Origin of the sequence: Pseudomonas gingeri, assembly GCF_013386165.1 — a bacterium.
Taxonomy (GTDB): Bacteria; Pseudomonadota; Gammaproteobacteria; order Pseudomonadales; family Pseudomonadaceae; genus Aquipseudomonas; species Aquipseudomonas gingeri_C.
The window spans coordinates 687,494-706,214 of record NZ_JACAOS010000001.1 but is presented as its reverse complement, the minus strand read 5'-3'; the positions used below and the strand labels follow the sequence as shown (position 1 = coordinate 706,214).

General features: G+C 61.7%; 16 protein-coding genes. 10 read left to right on the top strand and 6 right to left on the bottom strand.

The window, feature by feature from the left end:
* Positions 1 to 34: 34 nt before the first annotated feature.
* Genes HX866_RS03130 through HX866_RS03115 form a run of 4 tightly spaced genes read left to right on the top strand, consistent with a single transcriptional unit; the run spans position 35 to position 3,999 of the window.
* A complete protein-coding gene (locus tag HX866_RS03130) occupies positions 35 to 931 on the top strand; it encodes an ABC transporter permease (RefSeq protein ID WP_218177279.1) in 897 nt (298 codons plus the stop codon).
* Entirely contained in the window at positions 928 to 1,713 is a 786-nt protein-coding gene (locus HX866_RS03125; RefSeq protein ID WP_177137971.1) for an ABC transporter permease, read from the top strand. The genes HX866_RS03130 and HX866_RS03125 overlap by 4 nt, the downstream gene beginning before the upstream one ends.
* A 19-nt stretch (positions 1,714 to 1,732) precedes the next feature.
* Positions 1,733 to 2,800 (top strand): ABC transporter ATP-binding protein, encoded by a 1,068-nt coding sequence (locus tag HX866_RS03120; protein WP_177099827.1) that lies wholly within the window; start codon positions 1,733 to 1,735, stop codon positions 2,798 to 2,800.
* Positions 2,801 to 2,802: 2 nt separating this feature from the next.
* Entirely contained in the window at positions 2,803 to 3,999 is a 1,197-nt protein-coding gene (locus HX866_RS03115) for an HAD family hydrolase (protein ID WP_177137970.1), read from the top strand.
* An 89-nt stretch (positions 4,000 to 4,088) separates the two neighbouring features.
* Here the strand turns inward: HX866_RS03115 and HX866_RS03110 are convergent, their stop codons facing one another.
* Positions 4,089 to 4,931, bottom strand: a complete 843-nt coding sequence (locus tag HX866_RS03110) for a mechanosensitive ion channel family protein (protein WP_177099823.1) — start codon at positions 4,929 to 4,931, stop codon at positions 4,089 to 4,091.
* Between the two features lie 122 nt (positions 4,932 to 5,053).
* The gene (locus tag HX866_RS03105; protein WP_121137572.1) at positions 5,054 to 5,539 is read right to left on the bottom strand and encodes a YajQ family cyclic di-GMP-binding protein; all 486 of its coding nucleotides are present in this window, start codon (positions 5,537 to 5,539) and stop codon (positions 5,054 to 5,056) included.
* A 118-nt stretch (positions 5,540 to 5,657) separates the two neighbouring features.
* Between HX866_RS03105 and HX866_RS03100 the strand changes: the two genes are divergently transcribed.
* The 4 genes from HX866_RS03100 to HX866_RS03085 all read left to right on the top strand — a co-directional run bounded on the left by HX866_RS03100 (position 5,658) and on the right by HX866_RS03085 (position 10,285).
* Entirely contained in the window at positions 5,658 to 6,611 is a 954-nt protein-coding gene (locus HX866_RS03100) for a diguanylate cyclase domain-containing protein (RefSeq protein WP_177099821.1), read from the top strand.
* Entirely contained in the window at positions 6,611 to 7,528 is a 918-nt protein-coding gene (locus HX866_RS03095; RefSeq protein WP_177124014.1) for a putative 2-dehydropantoate 2-reductase, read from the top strand. Before HX866_RS03100 ends, HX866_RS03095 begins: the two co-directional genes overlap by 1 nt.
* Before the next feature lie 133 nt (positions 7,529 to 7,661).
* On the top strand, positions 7,662 to 9,698 hold the full coding sequence (locus HX866_RS03090) for a sensor histidine kinase (RefSeq protein WP_177099817.1): 2,037 nt from the start codon (positions 7,662 to 7,664) through the stop codon (positions 9,696 to 9,698).
* A gap of 2 nt (positions 9,699 to 9,700) precedes the next feature.
* Positions 9,701 to 10,285 carry a cob(I)yrinic acid a,c-diamide adenosyltransferase gene (locus HX866_RS03085; RefSeq protein ID WP_177092777.1) on the top strand — a complete coding sequence of 195 codons (585 nt, stop codon included), beginning with the start codon at positions 9,701 to 9,703 and terminating at the stop codon, positions 10,283 to 10,285.
* A 259-nt stretch (positions 10,286 to 10,544) separates the two neighbouring features.
* Here the strand turns inward: HX866_RS03085 and HX866_RS03080 are convergent, their stop codons facing one another.
* The 3 genes from HX866_RS03080 to secA form a co-directional block, all read right to left on the bottom strand.
* Positions 10,545 to 11,486, bottom strand: coding sequence for a Nudix family hydrolase (locus HX866_RS03080; protein ID WP_177099813.1), 942 nt, complete (start codon positions 11,484 to 11,486; stop codon positions 10,545 to 10,547).
* A 28-nt stretch (positions 11,487 to 11,514) separates the two neighbouring features.
* Positions 11,515 to 12,732 (bottom strand): bifunctional glutamate N-acetyltransferase/amino-acid acetyltransferase ArgJ, encoded by a 1,218-nt coding sequence (gene argJ, locus HX866_RS03075; RefSeq protein WP_177092779.1) that lies wholly within the window; start codon positions 12,730 to 12,732, stop codon positions 11,515 to 11,517.
* 122 nt (positions 12,733 to 12,854) lie between these two features.
* The gene (secA, locus tag HX866_RS03070; RefSeq protein WP_177092780.1) at positions 12,855 to 15,590 is read right to left on the bottom strand and encodes a preprotein translocase subunit SecA; all 2,736 of its coding nucleotides are present in this window, start codon (positions 15,588 to 15,590) and stop codon (positions 12,855 to 12,857) included.
* Positions 15,591 to 15,896: 306 nt separating this feature from the next.
* Between secA and HX866_RS03065 the strand changes: the two genes are divergently transcribed.
* Together HX866_RS03065 and HX866_RS03060 are read left to right on the top strand one after the other, a co-directional pair.
* Positions 15,897 to 16,352 carry a DUF721 domain-containing protein gene (locus tag HX866_RS03065; RefSeq protein WP_177092781.1) on the top strand — a complete coding sequence of 152 codons (456 nt, stop codon included), beginning with the start codon at positions 15,897 to 15,899 and terminating at the stop codon, positions 16,350 to 16,352.
* Between the two features lie 265 nt (positions 16,353 to 16,617).
* Positions 16,618 to 18,507: a methyl-accepting chemotaxis protein gene (locus HX866_RS03060; RefSeq protein WP_177092782.1), complete on the top strand. Its 1,890-nt coding sequence runs from the start codon at positions 16,618 to 16,620 to the stop codon at positions 18,505 to 18,507.
* Here HX866_RS03060 and HX866_RS03055 read toward each other — a convergent pair.
* Positions 18,497 to 18,694 carry a hypothetical protein gene (locus HX866_RS03055; RefSeq protein WP_177124012.1) on the bottom strand — a complete coding sequence of 66 codons (198 nt, stop codon included), beginning with the start codon at positions 18,692 to 18,694 and terminating at the stop codon, positions 18,497 to 18,499. The genes HX866_RS03060 and HX866_RS03055 overlap by 11 nt on opposite strands.
* Positions 18,695 to 18,721 lie beyond the last annotated feature (27 nt).

Here is an 18,721-nt window from a genome sequence, read left to right as displayed (position 1 = left end):
TGGATTGGATGATTGCTTGAAAGGCGGGCGTCACGTGACTGATTCTTCGAATTCTGCGCCACCCGCAGCGGCGTCCATGCCGCGCGGGTCGCTCAAGTGGCATTGGCTGGGTGTGCTGCCCTTTCTGCTTTTTGCCATCCTGTTTTTGCTTTTGCCCACCGGCTACCTGATGGTCGGTGCATTCCAGGACGCGTCCGGCCATTTCACCCTGGCCAATATCGCCGGTTTGGCCGAGCCGAACGTGGTCAGCGCCTACTGGATCAGCTTTCGCATCAGTGCCGCGTCGGCCCTGGGCGGCGGCATCATCGGCTTCCTGCTGGCCTGGGCGGCGGTCCAGGGCAAACTACCCGAGTGGATTCGCCCGACCTTGATGACCTTCTCGGGCGTGGCCTCGAACTTCGCCGGCGTGCCACTGGCCTTCGCGTTCCTGGCCACCCTGGGGCGGGTGGGTCTGGTGACGGCGCTGATGCAAAAGTACCTAGGCTTCAACCTCTACTCCACCGGGTTCAATATCCTCAGCTTCACCGGGTTGACGCTGACCTATCTGTATTTCCAGATCCCCTTGATGGTGCTGATCGTGTCGCCGGCACTGGAAGGCCTGAAACGCGAATGGCGTGAGGCCTGCGATTGCCTGGGCGGTAACGCTTACCACTACTGGCGCTTTATTGCCTTGCCGGTGCTGTGGCCGAGCATCATGGGCGCCATGCTGCTGCTGTTTGCGAACGCCTTTGGCGCGGTGGCCACGGCGTACGCGCTGACCGGCAGCTCGCTGAACATCGTGCCGATCCTGCTGTATGCGCAAATCCGCGGCGACGTGTTGCACAACCCGAACCTGGGCTACGCACTGGCGCTGGGCATGGTGGTGATTACCGGGGTCTCCAACGCAGGTTATATCTGGCTGCGCAGCAAATCGGAAAAGGGCCGCAAATGAAATCCACCTCTCGGTTGGGTGCCTGGATCGCCATCGGCGTGGGCACCAGTTATTTCCTGATTCCGCTGCTGGCCACCTTTGAGTTCAGCCTGCGCATGCTGCGCGGCGGATACAGCTTCGAAGCCTATCGGGTGGTGTTCACCGATCCTCAGTTCCAGGCCACGTTTGGCTATTCGATCCTGATGGCGATCATCACCATTGTGGTCGGCGTGCTGTTGGTGGTGCCCACCGCCTACTGGGTGCAATTGCGCCTGCCCAAGCTGCGTCCGCTGGTGGAATTCATCACCTTGCTGCCCCTGGTGATCCCCGCCATCGTCATCGTGTTTGGTTATCTGCGCATCTTCGGCAGCAACTCCTGGATACCACTGACCGGCAACGAGCGGGCCACCGACTTCCTGCTGGTGTGCAGCTACGTCACCTTGTCGCTGCCCTATATGTACCGCTCCATCGATACCGGCCTGCGTACCATCGATGTGCGTACCCTGACGGAAGCCGCCGAGGCGCTGGGTGCGGGTACTTTCGACATTCTGTTCAAGGTGATCTTCCCGAATCTGCGTTCGGCGATTCTGTCGGGTGCGTTCCTGACCTTTGCCGTGGTGATCGGCGAGTTCACCATGGCCAGCCTGTTGAACCGCCCCGCGTTCGGGCCTTACCTGCAACTGGTGGGTGCCAACAAGGCGTACGAGCCATCCGCGCTGGCGGTGATGGCCTTCATGATTACTTGGGCCTCCATGGGCTTGATCCAGGTGTTCGGGCGCAATGCCAAGAACGCAAAACCTTAATTGACGGAAAAAACATCCCATGGCTTTCCTCGAAATCACTCACCTGCAAAAAGCCTTCGGTGTTCAGACCGCGGTGCATGACTTCACGATGGACATCGCCCGTGGCGAGTTCATCACCTTCCTGGGCCCATCGGGTTGCGGCAAAACCACGATTTTGCGCATGTTGGCCGGGTTCGAAAGCCCCTCGGGCGGCACCATCAAGTTCGATGGGAAGGATGTGACCCACACGCCGACCAACCAGCGCAACATCGGCATGGTGTTCCAGTCGTACGCGCTGTTCCCCAACATGACGGTGGCCGAGAACATCGGCTTTGGCCTGAAGGTGGCCAAGATGCCCACGGAGCAGGTCCACGATCGCGTCACCGAAATGCTCAAGCTCATCGGCCTGACGACCCTGGGCGCACGTTATCCCTCGCAGCTGTCGGGCGGCCAGCAACAGCGTGTGGCCCTGGCCCGCGCACTTGCCGGCAAGCCCCAGGTGCTGCTGCTGGACGAACCCTTGTCAGCGCTGGACGCCAAGATCCGTGTCTCGCTGCGCGAAGAGATCCGCGCCGTACAACGCGAGCTGGGCATCACCTCGGTGTTCGTCACCCATGACCAGGAAGAAGCCTTGTCGATCTCGGACCGTATCGTGGTGCTGAGCGAAGGCCGGGTTGAACAGATCGGCACGCCGAGCGAGGTCTACAACTTCCCGCGCAGCCGTTTTGTGGCGTCGTTTGTCGGTACCCTGAACCTGCTGTCTGGCGTAGTGGTGGATGCCGTGACGGGCCAGATTTCCGTGTGCGGTCAGTCGTTGGTGACATCGAACCCTATCGTCGATGCCGCCGCAGGCCAAACCCGTGCGTTGGCGATCCGACCCGAAGCCATCGTGCTGGAGCCGCCGACAGCGGGGCGCAACTCGTTGGCGGCGACGGTGGAAGACGTTGATTTTCTCGGCGCCGTGGTGCGTATCCGGGTGCGCATGGACGCCGTGGTCATCTCACTCGACGTGTTCAACGATCCGCACCGTGCGCTGCCCCAGCGTGGCGAGAGCATCACCCTGGGCTTCTCATTCGATAATCTTTTGGTACTGGAAGAAACGGCCTGAGCATGACGATCGACAACTTTGTATTGCCCGCGCAACCTGCGGGCTGGTCCACGGCCAACCGGAAGGCCATCAACCAGGTGCTGCAAACCTGGGGCTGCCGCAGTGCCGCTTACAACCCAACCCAAAAACCCTATGCAGTGTTCGACTGGGACAATACCTGCATCATGAACGACACCGAGGAATCGCTGTTGTTGTACCAGGCCGAAAACCTGCGGTTCAAACTGACGCCGACCGAGTTCGCCGAAGTGCTGCAGCAGGATGTGCCAGGCGGTTTGTTCCACGCCGATTACACCAATCTGGACGGCCAGCGTATTTCAATGGAAGACCTGGCGGCCGACATCAACGAGGCCTACCAGTGGCTCTACACGCACTGCGCCGCACTGGGTGGCACACAGCCCCTGGAGGTCATCCGGACCAGCGCGCAGTTCCAGGACTTCCGCGCAAAGTTCTACTTTCTGTACGGTGCGCTGTGCGCGACCTACCCGATGGAAGTGGGCTACAAGTGGATCATTTATTTCTATAAGAACTTCACCACCGCCGAGTTGCAGGCAATGGTCTGCGACTCCATTCAATACAACCTCGGAGAGGCCTTGCGCCAGGCGCCGATCCACAGCAGCGCAGAGATGCCTGGTCGTGCGGGCCAGGTTGCGCCGGTGCACTTCTACGGCATGCGCGTGCATGCTGAAATCGTGGTCTTGATGGCAACTTTGCGGACTAACGGTTTCGATGTGTACATTTCCACCGCATCGATCGACGACGTGGTGCGGGTTTTTGCCTGTGATCCGAAATACGGCTACGGGCTGCCGCCAGAAAATGTCCTCGGCCTGAAGCTGGAAATGCTCGATGGCAAATACACCAATGTGTATAAAAAGGACTGGCACTTCAACTGGGGGCCGGGCAAGACCGTCGGCATCCAGAATGTGTTTGTAGCCCAAAAAGGCTATGGCCCGACCCTGGTGTTTGGTGACAGCGATGGTGACGCCTGGATGATGAAGGACTTCACCGATACGCGCCTGGGGGTGATCATCAACCGCCAGCAAAAAGGCGTGATCGGGGAGAACAGCCAGCAGGCGGCGGCCACCCTGGGCCGCTCGGATGCCCGCTTTGTGCTACAAGGCCGGGACGAGCACACAGGATGCTTCAACGCCGATGAAAAAACCTTGCGTTACGGCGAGACCGAGGCCCGGCTGCTGGCCTGAGCCCCGGTTGACGGGTAGCCGCGCGCAATGCAAAGGCTACCAGCACCGTCCCTGATGCCCGGCATAGCTGCCAGGCGCCAGGGCATCGATTACTTCGCCGACTCTTCCGAAAACATCCGCACCACCTGCTGCGGAAACGGAATATCAATCCCCTTCGCTTTCAGGCGGTCACGTACCTGTTCATTGAACATGAACATCAGATCCCAGTAATCCGGGGTATTGACCCACAACCGCAGGGATACCGTGATCGAGTGCGCCCCCAGCGTGGCGACCACGACCACCGGCGCCGGATCGGCCAGCACCCGCCCATCCTTCGCCATCTCCAGCAACACTTCGCGGGCGTCCTGCAGATTCGCCTGGAAATCCACGCCGACATCGAACACCACCTTGCGGGTGGCCTGACGATTGATGTTGGTGATGATGCCATTCGACAGATTGCCGTTGGGGACGATGACCGTCTGGTTATCACCGGTACGCAGGATGGTGTGGAAAATCTGGATACTGTCGACCGTCCCGGTGATCCCTTGGGCGGTGATCGTGTCACCGATACGAAACGGCCGGAACAGCAGGATCAACACCCCGCCGGCGAAATTCGCCAGGCTGCCCTGCAAGGCCAAACCAATGGCCAGACCCGCCGCACCGATGGCCGCGACGAAGGAGGTGGTCTCCACGCCGATCATCGACGCCACGCTGACAATCAGCAGCACCTTGAGAATGATGTTCGCCAGGCTGCTGATAAACCCCTGCAGCGTCTGGTCGGCATTGCGCAGCGCCAGCAACCTGCCCACGCGATGGGTCAGGTTGTTGATCAACCACCAACCGATGCACAGGGTGACGATGGCCAGCAGCACACGGCTGCCGTATTGCATGATCATCGGGATCCAGGCCTCGGAGGCCTTCACCAACTGATCCACTTGCGCGTTCAAATCCATTGTTCTCTCCGGTTACCATGGGATGACCCGGTGAAACACCGGCTGCACAGCGCAGCCCAGCGTTTCACCCTGGCAGGGCCCTCCGACGCCGATAATTCCCAGAGGTTCCCTGACAGGCTAGATCAGTCGCGGAAATTGTTGAATTGCACCGGCACGTCGAACTCTTTGGCCCGCAGGTTGGCAATGGCCTCTTGCAAGTCATCGCGCTTCTTGCCGGTGACCCGGACCTGCTCGCCCTGGATCGCCGCCTGGACCTTGAGCTTGGCGTCCTTGATATGCGCGACAATCTTCTTCGCCGTGTCCTTGTCGATGCCTTCCTTGAAGGTCGCTTCCTGCTTCATCAGCTTGCCGGACGCATAGGCATCCTTGATTTCCAGGCACTTGACGTCGATCTTGCGCTTGACCAGGGACATGCGCAGGATCTCCAGCATGGCTTCGAGCTGGAATTCGGCTTCGGCGGTCAGGGTGATGGTCTGCTCCTTGTCCTTGAACTCGAAGGTGCCTTTGCCCTTGAGGTCATAACGACGATCCAGTTCCTTGACGGCGTTCTCGACGGCGTTGGTGACTTCGTGTTTGTCCAGTTCGGATACCACGTCGAACGACGGCATCGTATTTCTCCAAAATAAGATCGGCGCAGCTCAATACCGATGGAGCGCGCCTGGTTTGACGGTTAAAATCCGCGAGCATTATAGCGGTTCTTCCCACTCATTCACTTGCGAGTCACCCATGCCGAACCCGGATCTGAGCATTTTGCTGGTGAGTGACGAGAATCTGGCCAGCAGCACGCTGGGCAGCAGTCTCCAGCGCGCGGGTTATCAGGACATTCGTCAGGCCAATGACGGTGTTCTGGCACTGGAGCAATTCGACCAGCGGGCCGCCGGCCTGCTGATCTGCGCGGGAAGCGCAGGTCTGGCGCTTGCCGCCAAGGTCCGACAAAGGGACGAGATGAACGATCACTACACCTACGTGATCCTGATCAGCGACCAATCACCCTCGGTGCTGCTGGACGAGACCTCGGACAACGACATCGACGACCTGCTCGCCCCTGTCGACGTCGACCGTCATCTGCTGACCCGGGTGCTCGCCGCCGACCGTCTGTGCAATACCTTGCAGCGGCTACGCCAGGAAAACCGCCTGCTGCGCCAGAACATCGCCAGCCTCGAACAGCGCAATCTGGTGGACTCCCTGACCGGCCTGGGCAATGCCCGCTACCTGCGTCAGAAGCTCACCGACAGCCTGCGCCAGGTCCAGGCCCGCGGCGGGGCCATCTGCTATCTGCTGATCGGGATCGAACAGGCCGAGGCGCTGCAACGCCAATATGGCAACGACCTCTACGACGAACTGCTGCAAGCCATCGCCCGCCGCCTGCAACAACTGGTACGACCACTGGATGTACTGGCCCGTCTGGACGAGCGGCATTTTGTCCTGATGACCTTGCCGGCCGACCTCCAGGAGTGCGCCCCCAGCAGCTTCAAGCGCCTGCATGAAGGCCTGAACCTCAAGACCTTCATGACCAACGCAGGCTCCATCGAGCTCAAGGCCGGCATCAGCCTGATCGGTCTGGACAGCAAATGCTTCCCGCTGGACCCGCAAACGCTGTTCGACGAGGCCGAGCGCTTGCTGCTCGAGTCCTACGCCGAAGGCGTGGTCAGCGCCAAACGTCTGCCGGCGCGCAACTGATGAGCACCCACTGGCATGTCCTGGGCGCAGGTAGCCTGGGCAGCCTGTGGGCCACCCGGTTGGCCAGGGCCGGCCTGCCGGTCAGACTGATTCTGCGCGATGCCGCGCGGTTGGCGGCCTACCAAGCCGCGGGCGGCCTGACCCTGGTCGAACAGGGTCACGCACAACGTTTTACGATTCCTGCCGAAACCCTCGATTCCGACACACCCATCGAGCGCCTGCTGGTGGCGTGCAAGGCCTACGACGCCGAAGCAGCAGTGGCCCGCCTCGCCGCACGGCTCACACCCGGCGCCGAGCTGGTGCTGTTGCAAAACGGCCTCGGCAGCCAGGACGCGGTGGCGGCCCGGGCACCGCACGCGCGCTGCCTGTTCGCGTCCAGCACCGAAGGCGCCTTTCGCGACGGCGACTGGCGGGTGGTGTTCGCCGGTCACGGTTTCACCTGGCTGGGCGACGTAGCCCATCCGCAACCGCCGTACTGGCTCGATGATTTGACGTTGGCCGGCATTCCCCACGAATGGAACACCCAGATCCTCACCCGACTCTGGCGCAAACTGGCGCTCAACTGCGCCATCAACCCACTGACGGTGCTCTACGATTGCCGCAACGGCGGTTTGCTGGAACATCATTGTGAAGTCGCCACGCTTTGCGCCGAGCTGGCCGAACTGCTCGAATGCTGCGGCCAGCCGGCCGCTGCCCTGGACCTGCAGAGTGAAGTCGAACGGGTGATCCAGGCCACGGCGGCGAACTACTCCTCCATGTACCAGGACGTCAGCCAGGGGCGGCGCACCGAGATTGGCTACCTGCTGGGTTATGCCTGCGCGGCCGCGGCACGCCATCACCGCAACCTGCCGCACCTGAGCCGCCTGTACAACCGGCTGGTGGCCCATCTGATGGCAAAGGGTTTGCCCAGTACCTGAGCCCGTAGACCCTAAGCTCATAAACCTGAGCCGCGCAAAAGACCCGAGCCAAATCGACGGTTTGATACACTCAAGGACGGCTCGGCGGTCAAACCTTGCCCGTCGCCATTCGTCTCTCTGAACAGGACAACCGATGCCCCTGCGCCAGCGCCTTGAAAACCTGCCGGTCGGCCAGAAACTCCTTGCCGCCCTGCTGGTCCTGCTGACCACCGTGCTACTGGTCGCCAACCTGACGTTCATCAGCGCCGCCTACTGGATCTCCCAGGAGAGCATGGCGCCCCAGGCCTTGCAGACCATCGGTCGGCTGGTGTCGAGCCCAAACCTGGTCAGCCAGGCCCTCGACTCGCCGCAAGCCGCCGAAGCCCTGCTCAAGGAACTCGATAGCTACTCGCCGTTGCGCGCCGCCGCCATCTATGACGGTCCGGGCAATCGCATGGCGCAACTGCAACACGGCGATCACCTGAAACTGCCGGAACGCTTTCGCCATATCGAAGCCTGGCGCCTGACCGAGTTTCGCAGCAACCAGGTCATCGAGATGCCGCGTCCGGGCTCCGCGCCCGGGCACCTCCTGCTGGTGGCCAGCAGCGAACTGCCGGTAGCGTTCTACACCGGCACCCTGACCGCCAGCCTCGGCATCCTGACCTTCAGTATCCTGCTGTGGCTGATCATCGCCCGCCAGATCAAGCGCCTGATCACCCGGCCGATCCACGAACTCGAAGAGCTGTCGCGCCAGGTCACCCGGGAAGAGAACTACTCGTTGCGGGCTTCCCGTGGCAACCACGACGAGATCGGCAGCCTGGCCGAAGCCTTCAACACCATGCTGTCGCGGATCGAAGCCCGGGAGCAGCAGCTCAAACGGGCCCGTGACGATTCCCAGGCCGCCTACGACCAGGCCCAGGGGCTGGCCGAGGAAACCCGCCATACCAACCGCAAGCTGGAACTCGAAGTCCAGGTGCGCAGCAAGATCGAGAAAAAACTCACGGGCTTCCAGAACTACCTCAACAGCATCATCGACTCCATGCCCTCGGCCCTGATCGCCCTGGACGAGCAGCTCTATGTCACCCAGTGGAACCAGGAGGCCAGCGCCCTCTCCGGGACGCCGCTGGACGAAGCACTGAACCAGCCGATCTTCCTCGCCTTCGAACCGCTCAAGCCGTTCCTGCCGCAGCTCAAGGAAACCGTCGAGCAACACAGCGTGGCGAAGATCGAGCGGGTGACCTGGATCAAGGACGATGAAGCGCGCCACTACGCCCTGACCTTCTATCCGCTGATGGGCGGCGCGGGGCGCGGCGTGGTGATCCGTATCGACGACATCTCCCAGCGCCTGTCACTGGAAGAAATGATGGTGCAATCGGAAAAGATGCTCTCGGTCGGCGGCTTGGCGGCAGGCATGGCCCACGAGATCAACAACCCCCTGGGGGCCATCCTGCACAACGTGCAGAACATCCGTCGACGCCTGTCCTCGGAGCTGCCGAAAAACCTCGAATACGCCCAACAGGCCGGTATCGACCTGGACACGGTCAACCAGTACCTGCAAAGCCGCGAGGTGCCGCAACTGCTCGACGGTATCCAGCAGGCCGGTGCGCGGGCGGCGAAGATCGTCACCCACATGCTCAGTTTCAGTCGGCGCAGCAACCGCGAGATGGCCCCCTGCGACCTGCCGGCACTGATCGACCAGGCGGTGGAAATCGCTGGCAACGACTTCGACCTGACCATCGGTTTCGACTTCAAGGGCCAGGCGATCATCCGCCAGTTCGACCCGCAGTTGGGCCCGGTCCCGGGCACCGCCAACGAACTGGAACAGGTGCTGTTGAACCTGCTGAAAAACGCCGCCCAGGCCATCCACCAGCGCGAAAACGAACGCGAACCGGGGCGCATTACCCTGCGTACCCGCTTGAACCCGCCCTGGGCCGAGATCCAGGTCGAGGACAACGGCGTCGGCATGCCGGAGCACATCCGCAAACGGACCTTCGAACCCTTCTTCACCACCAAGGAAATCGGCCAGGGCACCGGGCTGGGCCTTTCGGTGTCCTACTTCATCATCACCAATAACCATAAAGGCCAGATGGAAGTGCAATCGGCACCGGGCGCAGGCACCTGCGTCACCCTGCGCCTGCCGTTGGCCGGCAGCCAGGCGGCACTTCCCGAACTGAGCAAAGCGGAGTCTTGAGCATGGGTTTTCGTCTGTCGAAGATATACACACGCACCGGTGACACCGGGGAAACCGGGCTCGGCGATGGCCGCCGCGTGCCGAAGGACCATCCGCGGATCGAAGCCATCGGCGAGGTCGATATGCTCAACAGCCAGCTGGGGCTGCTATTGGCCGGGTTGGCGGAGCTGGTGGTGATCCATCCGCAGCTCAATGAGCTGATCGAAGTGCTGGCGCCGGTTCAGCATCGCTTGTTCGACCTGGGCGGTGAGCTGGCGATGCCGACCTACCAGGCGCTCGATGCGGCTGAGATCCAGCGTCTGGAAATCGCTATCGATCGTTGGAACGAAGAGTTGGGCCCGCTGGAGAACTTTATCCTGCCGGGTGGCTCGATGTTGATTGCCCAGGCACATATTTGCCGCAGCCAGGCTCGTAGCGCCGAGCGGCGTTGTCAGCAGTTGAATGCGATCGAACCGTTGGGAGGGTTTGGGTTGGCCTACATCAATCGCCTGTCGGACCTGCTGTTCGTCGCGGCGCGATTGATTGCGCGGCGCGAGAAGATTGCCGAAGTCTTGTGGGAGGCGGCAAAGAAACCAATCTCTCACTGAAGACCGAACACAACGGAACCTGGACCAGCGGTTCCCTCAGTAAAGGAGTGCTCTCCAGTCTGGCTGAGATTTGTGGCGAGCGGGCTTGCCCGCGCTGGGGCGCGAAGCGCCCCTAAAACCTGCGAGCTCACTCCATCAGACAGACCGAGATGGCCGGTTTTGCGACTGCTTCGCAGCCGAGCGCGGGCAAGCCCGCTCGCCACAAGACCGCGCTCGACTTCAAACTTCCTTAACTACCCCCGCTCGCCACAAACCGTCGTTACTGCGGCCAGAACGCCCGAATACCGGCCACGCCCTGTGCGCCGGCTTCCCAGGCACGTTGCAACTCATTCGGTCCAACCCCGCCCAGCAGATATACAGGTTTGTTAAACCCGGCAATCAACTGTTCAGCCTGTTCCCAGCCCAACGGCTGCGCCTCGGGATGGGTCTGTGTCGGCTGCACCGGCGACAGCGTGACAAAATCCACACCCATCTGCTCAGCCAACGCCAACTCTTCAGCGTTATGGCACGAAGCCGCCAACCAGCGATCCGCCGGCAACGGCCGCCCGGCACTGGCGTATTTGCGCAACTGCGCGGACGTCATGTGCCAACCCGCCGATGGGAAGTCCCCCAACCACTCGAAGGGCCCCTTGAGCATCAACTGCGCCTTGCCCGCACAGAGCCCCACGGCATCCACCGCGAGGTCGCGGTACTTGGGGTCGTAACCGTTCGGCGCGCGCAACTGGACCAGCTTGATCCCGCCGGCAATTGCCTTCTGGATACCCTGGAGCAACTGCGGGGTTTCCAGCTCGCCCGGCGTGATCAGGTACTCGCCCGGCAAACGGGCCGCCGCGACAATCGGTTGGTTGGCGGCGGGAAATTCGTAGTCCGCCAACTCCCGCGCGGTGACCCAGGCCAACGGTTGCCCTTCGGCACCGTGGGGTTCGCCGGTAAAGGCCGAGACCTCCCAGACATCCAGCAAGACCTGCTTGTCCGGGTAGTCGTGGCGCACCTTGATCAACGGCCGAGCGGCACTGACCACAATGCCCAGTTCTTCCTGGAGCTCGCGCGCCAGGGCCACCTGGACGGCTTCGCCGTCCTCGACCTTGCCGCCGGGAAACTCCCAGAGACCACCCTGGTGCTGGGTATCCGCCCGACGGGCAATCAGGATGCGACCGTCGATGCCGCGGATAACCGCCGCCGCCACATGAACGCGTTTCACGTTGAAACCTCCTGCTGGAACCTGTGAATCAGGTGCGGTATTCCGCGTTGATCTTCACGTACTCGTGGGACAGGTCGGTGGTCCAGATGGTTTCGCTGCACTCGCCGCGACCCAGTTCGATACGAATGGTGATCTCTTCCCGAGCCATCACCGCCGAGCCCTGCTCTTCGGTGTAGCTCGCGGCGCGGGCGCCACGGCTGGCAATGCAGACTTCGCCGAGGAACACGTCGATCTTGCTGACATCCAGGTCCGGCACGCCGGCACGGCCGACAGCGGCGAGGATACGGCCCCAGTTCGGGTCGGAGGCGAACAGCGCGGTCTTGATCAGCGGCGAATGCGCCACGGTGTAGCCGACATCCAGGCATTCCTGGTGGTTGGCACCGCCGTTGACTTCGACGGTGACGAACTTGGTCGCGCCTTCGCCGTCACGAACGATGGCCTGGGCCACGTCCATGCACACTTCGAACACGGCCTTTTTCAGCGCGTCGAACAACGGGCCGCGGGCTTCGGTGATCTCCGGCAACGCAGCCTGACCGGTGGCGATCAGCATGCAGCAGTCGTTGGTCGAGGTGTCGCCGTCGATAGTGATGCGGTTGAACGACTTGTTGGCACCGTCCAGCATCAGGCTGTGCAAGACCTCGCGGGAGACCTTGGCGTCAGTGGCGATGTAGCCGAGCATGGTCGCCATGTTCGGACGGATCATCCCCGCGCCCTTGCTGATCCCGGTGACGGTGATGGTTACGCCGTCATGCTGGAACTGGCGGCTGGCGCCCTTGGGCAGGGTGTCGGTGGTCATGATGCCGGTGGCGGCAGCGGCCCAGTTGTCCACGGACAGATCATCCAGGGCAGCCTGCAGGGCACCTTCGATTTTCTCTACCGGCAACGGCTCGCCGATCACCCCGGTGGAGTACGGCAGCACGGCGCTGGCGTCGACGCCGGTCAGTTCGGCCAGCTTGGCGCAGGTCCGCTCAGCAGCGGCCAGGCCCGGCTCACCGGTTCCGGCGTTGGCATTACCGGTGTTGGTCAACAGATAACGCACGGTGCCCTGGACACGCTGCTTGGCCAGGATCACGGGAGCTGCACAAAACGCGTTGAGGGTGAACACCCCGGCCACGCTGGAGCCTTCGGCACACCGCATCACCACCACATCCTTGCGCCCCGGGCGCTTGATGCCGGCCGAGGCGATACCGAGTTCAAAACCGGCAACCGGGTGCAACGTTGGCAAAGGACCAAGACCAACAGCCATGAATGCGCTCCTTTTAATGTGATGTCTGCACTGTCGTCACAAAGGACAGTGTTTCAAATGGAAAAACGCCGCGACGGCATAAGCCGGTCGCGGCGTGGATATATCAGGATCAGGCAGAAACCTTAGCTGATCTGCCCGTGGCAGTGCTTGAACTTCTTGCCCGAACCGCAGTAGCACAGTTCGTTACGGCCCAGTTTCTGCTCGTTGCGCACCGGCGCGGTGGCCAGGGCGACATCGACTTCTTCACCAAGCACTTCCGGCGCTTCCAGGCCAGGCGCTTCAGCGTGCTCGAACTGCATGCGCTGAGCCAGGGCCTCGGCTTCCTGACGCAGGCGCGCCTCTTCTTCGATCGGGTCTTCGCGACGTACCTGGACATGAGACAGGACACGAATCGAATCGCGCTTGATCGAATCCAGCAACTCGGAGAACAGGGTGAACGACTCGCGCTTGTATTCCTGCTTCGGGTTCTTCTGCGCATAACCACGCAGGTGAATGCCGTGACGCAGGTGATCCATGGTCGACAGGTGGTCTTTCCACAGGTCGTCGAGCACGCGCAGCACGATCTGCTTCTCGAAGGTACGCAGGGCTTCGGCGCTGGCCTGCTCTTCTTTTTCGTTGTACGCCAGCAGCAGCTCGCTGAGCAGCTTCTCGCGCAGGGTTTCTTCGTACAGGTGATCGTCTTCGTCGAGCCACTGCTGGATCGGCAGTTGCACGCCGAAATCGTTCTGCAACGCCGACTCCAGGCCCGCCACGTCCCACTGCTCAGGCAGCGACTGTGGAGGAATATGGGCGCTGACGGTAGCGTTGAGCACGTCCTGACGGAAGTCGGCGATGGTTTCACCGATATTGTCAGCGGCCAGCAACGTGTTACGCATGTGATAGATCACTTTACGCTGTTCGTTGTTGACGTCGTCGAACTCGAGCAATTGCTTGCGGATGTCGAAGTTGCGGCCTTCGACCTTGCGCTGGGCCTTTTCGATGGCGTTGGTCACCATGCGGTGCTCGATCGCTTCGCCAGGCTGCATGCCCAGGGCCTTCATGAAATTCTTCACCCGGTCCGAGGCGAAGATACGCATCAGGCTGTCTTCCAGGGACAGGTAGAAACGGCTGGAACCGGCGTCACCCTGACGACCGGCGCGACCGCGCAGCTGGTTGTCGATACGACGGGATTCGTGACGCTCGGAGGCGATTACCTGCAAGCCGCCCGACTCGAGCACCTGCTGGTGACGCTTCTGCCAGTCGGCCTTGATCTGGGCGATCTGCTCAGGCGTCGGGTTTTCCAGGGCCGCCACTTCGACTTCCCAGTTACCGCCCAACAGGATGTCGGTACCACGACCGGCCATGTTGGTGGCGATGGTCAGGGCGCCAGGACGACCGGCCTGGGCGATGATTTCCGCTTCCTTCTCGTGGAACTTGGCGTTCAGGACCTTGTGCTCGATGTTCTCCTGGTTGAGCAGGCTGGACATGTGCTCGGAGGTTTCGATGGTCGCCGTACCCACCAGCACCGGACGGCCCTGTGCCAGGGAGTCCTTGATGTCGGTGATGATCGCCGCGTACTTCTCTTCGGCGGTGAGGAATACCAGGTCGTTGTAGTCCTTGCGCGCCAATGGCTTGTTCGGCGGGATGACCGTCACTTGCAGGCCGTAGATCTGGTGGAACTCGAACGCTTCGGTGTCCGCGGTACCGGTCATGCCGGACAGCTTGGTGTACAGACGGAAGTAGTTCTGGAAGGTGGTCGACGCCAATGTCTGGCTTTCGGCCTGGATATTGAGGTTTTCCTTGGCCTCGATGGCCTGGTGCAGGCCCTCGGACAGACGACGGCCCGGCATGGTCCGACCGGTGTGTTCGTCCACCAGGACGACCTGGCCTTCCTGGACGATGTATTCGACGTTGCGATTGAACAGCTTGTGGGCACGCAGGCCGGCATAGACGTGGGTCAACAGGCCCAGGTTGTGCGCCGAATAGAGGCTCTCGCCCTCTGCCAGCAGGCCGACCTGGGTCAGCATGTCTTCAATGAACTGGTGACCGGCTTCGTTCAGCTCGACCTGACGGGTCTTCTCGTCAACGGTGAAGTGACCTTCTTTGGTCACCACGCCTTCCACTTCCTCGATGTGCTGGGTGAGGCGCGGGATCAGCTTGTTGATCTCGGTGTACAGCCGCGAGCTGTCTTCGGCCTGGCCGGAGATGATCAGCGGGGTGCGCGCTTCGTCGATCAGGATGGAGTCGACTTCGTCGATCACGGCGAAGTTCAGCTCGCGCTGGAACTTCTCTTCCATGCTGAACGCCATGTTGTCGCGCAGGTAGTCGAAGCCGAATTCGTTGTTGGTGCCATAGGTGATGTCGGCACCGTAGGCGGCACGCTTCTCTTCCGGCGGCTGGAACGGCGTGACCACGCCGACCGTCAGGCCGAGGAACTCATAGAGCGGACGCATCCAGTTGGCGTCGCGGCGGGCCAGGTAGTCGTTCACCGTCACCACGTGCACGCCCTTGCCGGACAGTGCGTTGAGGTAAACGCCCAGGGTCGCCACCAGGGTCTTGCCCTCACCGGTGCGCATTTCCGCGATCATGCCTTCATGCAAGGTCATGCCGCCGATCAACTGCACGTCGAAGTGGCGCATGCCCATGACCCGCTTGCCGGCTTCACGGGCAACCGCAAAGGCTTCGGGCAGGAGTTTGTCGAGGGTCTCACCTTGGGCTATGCGGGCCTTGAACTCTCCGGTCTTGGCACGCAGCTGCTCGTCCGAAAGGGCCACCATTTGCTCTTCGAAGGCATTGACGATCTGTACCGTCTTGAGCATGCGTTTGACTTCACGCTCGTTCTTGCTTCCAAAAAGTTTCTTTAACAAAGGCGCAAACATATCGGCAGGTTCTTCCACACATAGGGATGGAGGGCGGCCCCGTGAGTCGCCCGAGCAGCCCTCATGGCCGCATGCGAACGAGTATTCTACCCGGAAACGGTGGTGAGGAAAGTGGCGTTGATCCACGATACTGGCACGGCGTTGTGACGGGGCCACTCTAAAATAAGGTCTTTTTCCCGAACTTCAAGCCATCGGTACAGACATTAACCGCGGACTTTAGGGCCAAAGACGATTCACATCAATGGCCGCAGGTAGAGCGGGCGCTTCTGCTACCATGGCGGCTCTGTTTCTTCAGGTGTCTGAATCATGGCATTTCGCCCCCTCACGGCCCGGGCACCCGCCGCCCTGCTTCGCGAAGCCAAGCCGTTGAAAGCCATTTTCGGCCATGCCCAACGCCTCGCGCATTTGCAGCGCCTGGTGGAAAGCCAGCTGCAACCCGCTGCCCGCGAACACTGCCATGTGGCCTCGTGGCGTGAAGGCAGCCTGCTGCTGATCGTCACCGACGGGCACTGGGCGACCCGCCTGCGCTACCAGCAAAAACGCCTGCAACGGCAATTGCAGGCTTTCGAGATGTTCGAAGGCCTGACCCGCATTCTGTTCAAGGTACAGCCGCCGACGGTCCAGCAGGGCGCGGCGGGCCACACCATGGATTTGTCCGTGAATGCGGCAAAAACCATCCAGGACACCGCCGACGGCATCAGCGACCCGAACCTGCGCGCCGCCCTGGAGCGCCTGGCCAGTCACGCCAAGCCCAAGGCCTGAGGCGCCTCGCCCGCCTGTCACCTGACGCCCTTCAGCACCCGACATCCTGAGAAACTCGCCAGCCTTTTCCGCCCGGCGGGGACGCAGCTGTCCTGACTAATCTTTGCGCCTGTCCAGTCGATAGCAAGAAGACCGCCCGGAAAACCATCAAGACAACAAAAAGAGCCCTTAAGGAGCAGAGGACCCGCTTACGTTCAACGCTGTCCAGCGCGTGCCACCTGGCCGCCCACCTGCACACCCCAAACCTCAGCGGATCTTCACAGCCATGAATAAAAACCTCAAATTCAGTCACAAAATCCTGCTGGCCGCGTCGCTGATCGTACTGGCGGCTTTCGCGCTCTTCACGCTGTACAACGACTATCTGCAACGCAATGCGATCCGCGATGACCTCAACAGTTACCTGCATGAGATGGGTAGCGTCACCGCCAACAATATCCAGACCTGGCTGACCGGCCGCAGCCTGCTGATCGAAAACCTGTCCCAGTCGGTCGCCCTCAATGCCGACCCGGCCAACGTCTCCAACCTGCTGGAACAGAAGGCCATCACCTCGACCTTCATGGGCGCCTACCTGGGCAACAAGGACGGCAGCTTCATGATCCGCCCGGACAGCAAGATGCCGGACGGTTACGACCCGCGTGCCCGCCCCTGGTACAAAAGTGCCGAGAACAGCAGTGGCTCGGCGCTGACCGAACCCTACATCGACCTGGCGACCGGGCAGTTGGTGATTTCCATCGTCAACACCGTGCGCAAGGCCGGCCAGAGCGTCGGCGTGGTGGGCGGCGATCTGAGCCTGCAAGCCATCGCCGACAGCCTCAACGCCTTGAGTTTCGACGGTAACGGCTACGCCTTCCTGGTCAGCGCCGATGGCAAGATCCTGGTGCACCCGGACAAGGCCCTGGTGATGAAAAACCTCAGCGATGTCTATCCCCAGGACACCCCGCGCATCGGCAACGAGATCAGCGAAACCGTGGCCAACGGCAAGACCCGCATCGTTGCCTTCGCCCCGATCAAGGGCCTGTCCTCGGTCAGTTGGTATGTCGGCGTGTCCGTGGACAAGGACAAGGCCTTCTCGATGCTCAGCAACTTCCGCAGCTCGGCCGTGGTCGCCACCACCATCGCCGTACTGATCATCATCGCCCTCCTCGGCCTGCTGATCCGCGCACTGATGCAGCCGCTGCACGTGATGACCCGCGCCATGCAGGATATTGCCGACGGTGAAGGCGACCTGACCCGGCGCCTGACGATTGAATCCCAGGACGAGTTCGGGATCCTCGGCACCGCCTTCAACCGCTTTGTCGAACGCATTCACACCTCGATCCGCGAAGTGTCCTCGGCGACCCAGCAAGTCAACGAAGTGGCCCTGCGGGTGGTCAGCGCCTCCAACTCGTCGATGCACAACTCCGATGAGCAGGCCAGCCGCACCAACAGCGTCGCCGCGGCCATCAACCAGTTGGGCGCCGCCGCCCAGGAAATCGCCCGTAATGCCGCCCAGGCCTCGACCCAGGCCAGCGACGCACGCGGCCTGGCCGCAGACGGTCAGCAGGTGGTGGAGCGCAGCATCAAGGCCATGCACCAGTTGTCGGAAATGCTCGCGACCTCAAGCACCAACATCGAGTCGCTGAACAGCAAGACGGTGAACATCGGGCAGATCCTCGAAGTGATCACCAGCATTTCCCAGCAAACCAACCTGCTGGCCCTCAACGCCGCCATCGAAGCGGCCCGGGCCGGTGAAGCCGGACGCGGCTTTGCGGTAGTCGCGGATGAGGTACGCAACCTGGCTCATCGCACCCAGGAATCGGCACAACAAGTCCAGACCATGATTGAAGAATTGCAGGTCGGCGCCCGGGAGTCGGTTGGCACCATGGGCCATAGCCAGCGTCACAGCCTGGAAAGCGTGGAGATCGCCAACCTGGCCGGCGAACGTTTGAGCAGCGTGACCCTGCGGATCGGCGAAATCGACGGCATGAACCAGTCTGTCGCGACGGCGACCGAGGAACAGACCTCGGTGGTCGAGTCGATCAATATGGACATTACCGAGATCAACACCCTCAATCAGGAAGGCGTGGAGAACCTGCAGTCGACCCTGCGGGCCTGTGCCGACCTGGAACAGCAGGCGGCCCGGTTGAAACAACTGGTGGGCAGTTTCAGGATTTGACCGGTGCAGAAGAGTCCGTGGGCTTGTCAGCCTCGGACGCTTCCTGCAACTGTCGCCAGAGTTCGGCGGCACCGGGAAACTCGGTGCCATCTTCGCTGGTCATCGCATCGGTGTCATAGCGGCTCAGGCAGCCTTCACCCACTGTCGGTGGTGCCTTGGAGGTTGCCTTGTCGAGTGGATCGGTCATCGCCACGCCTCCAGGCCCGTCAACGGG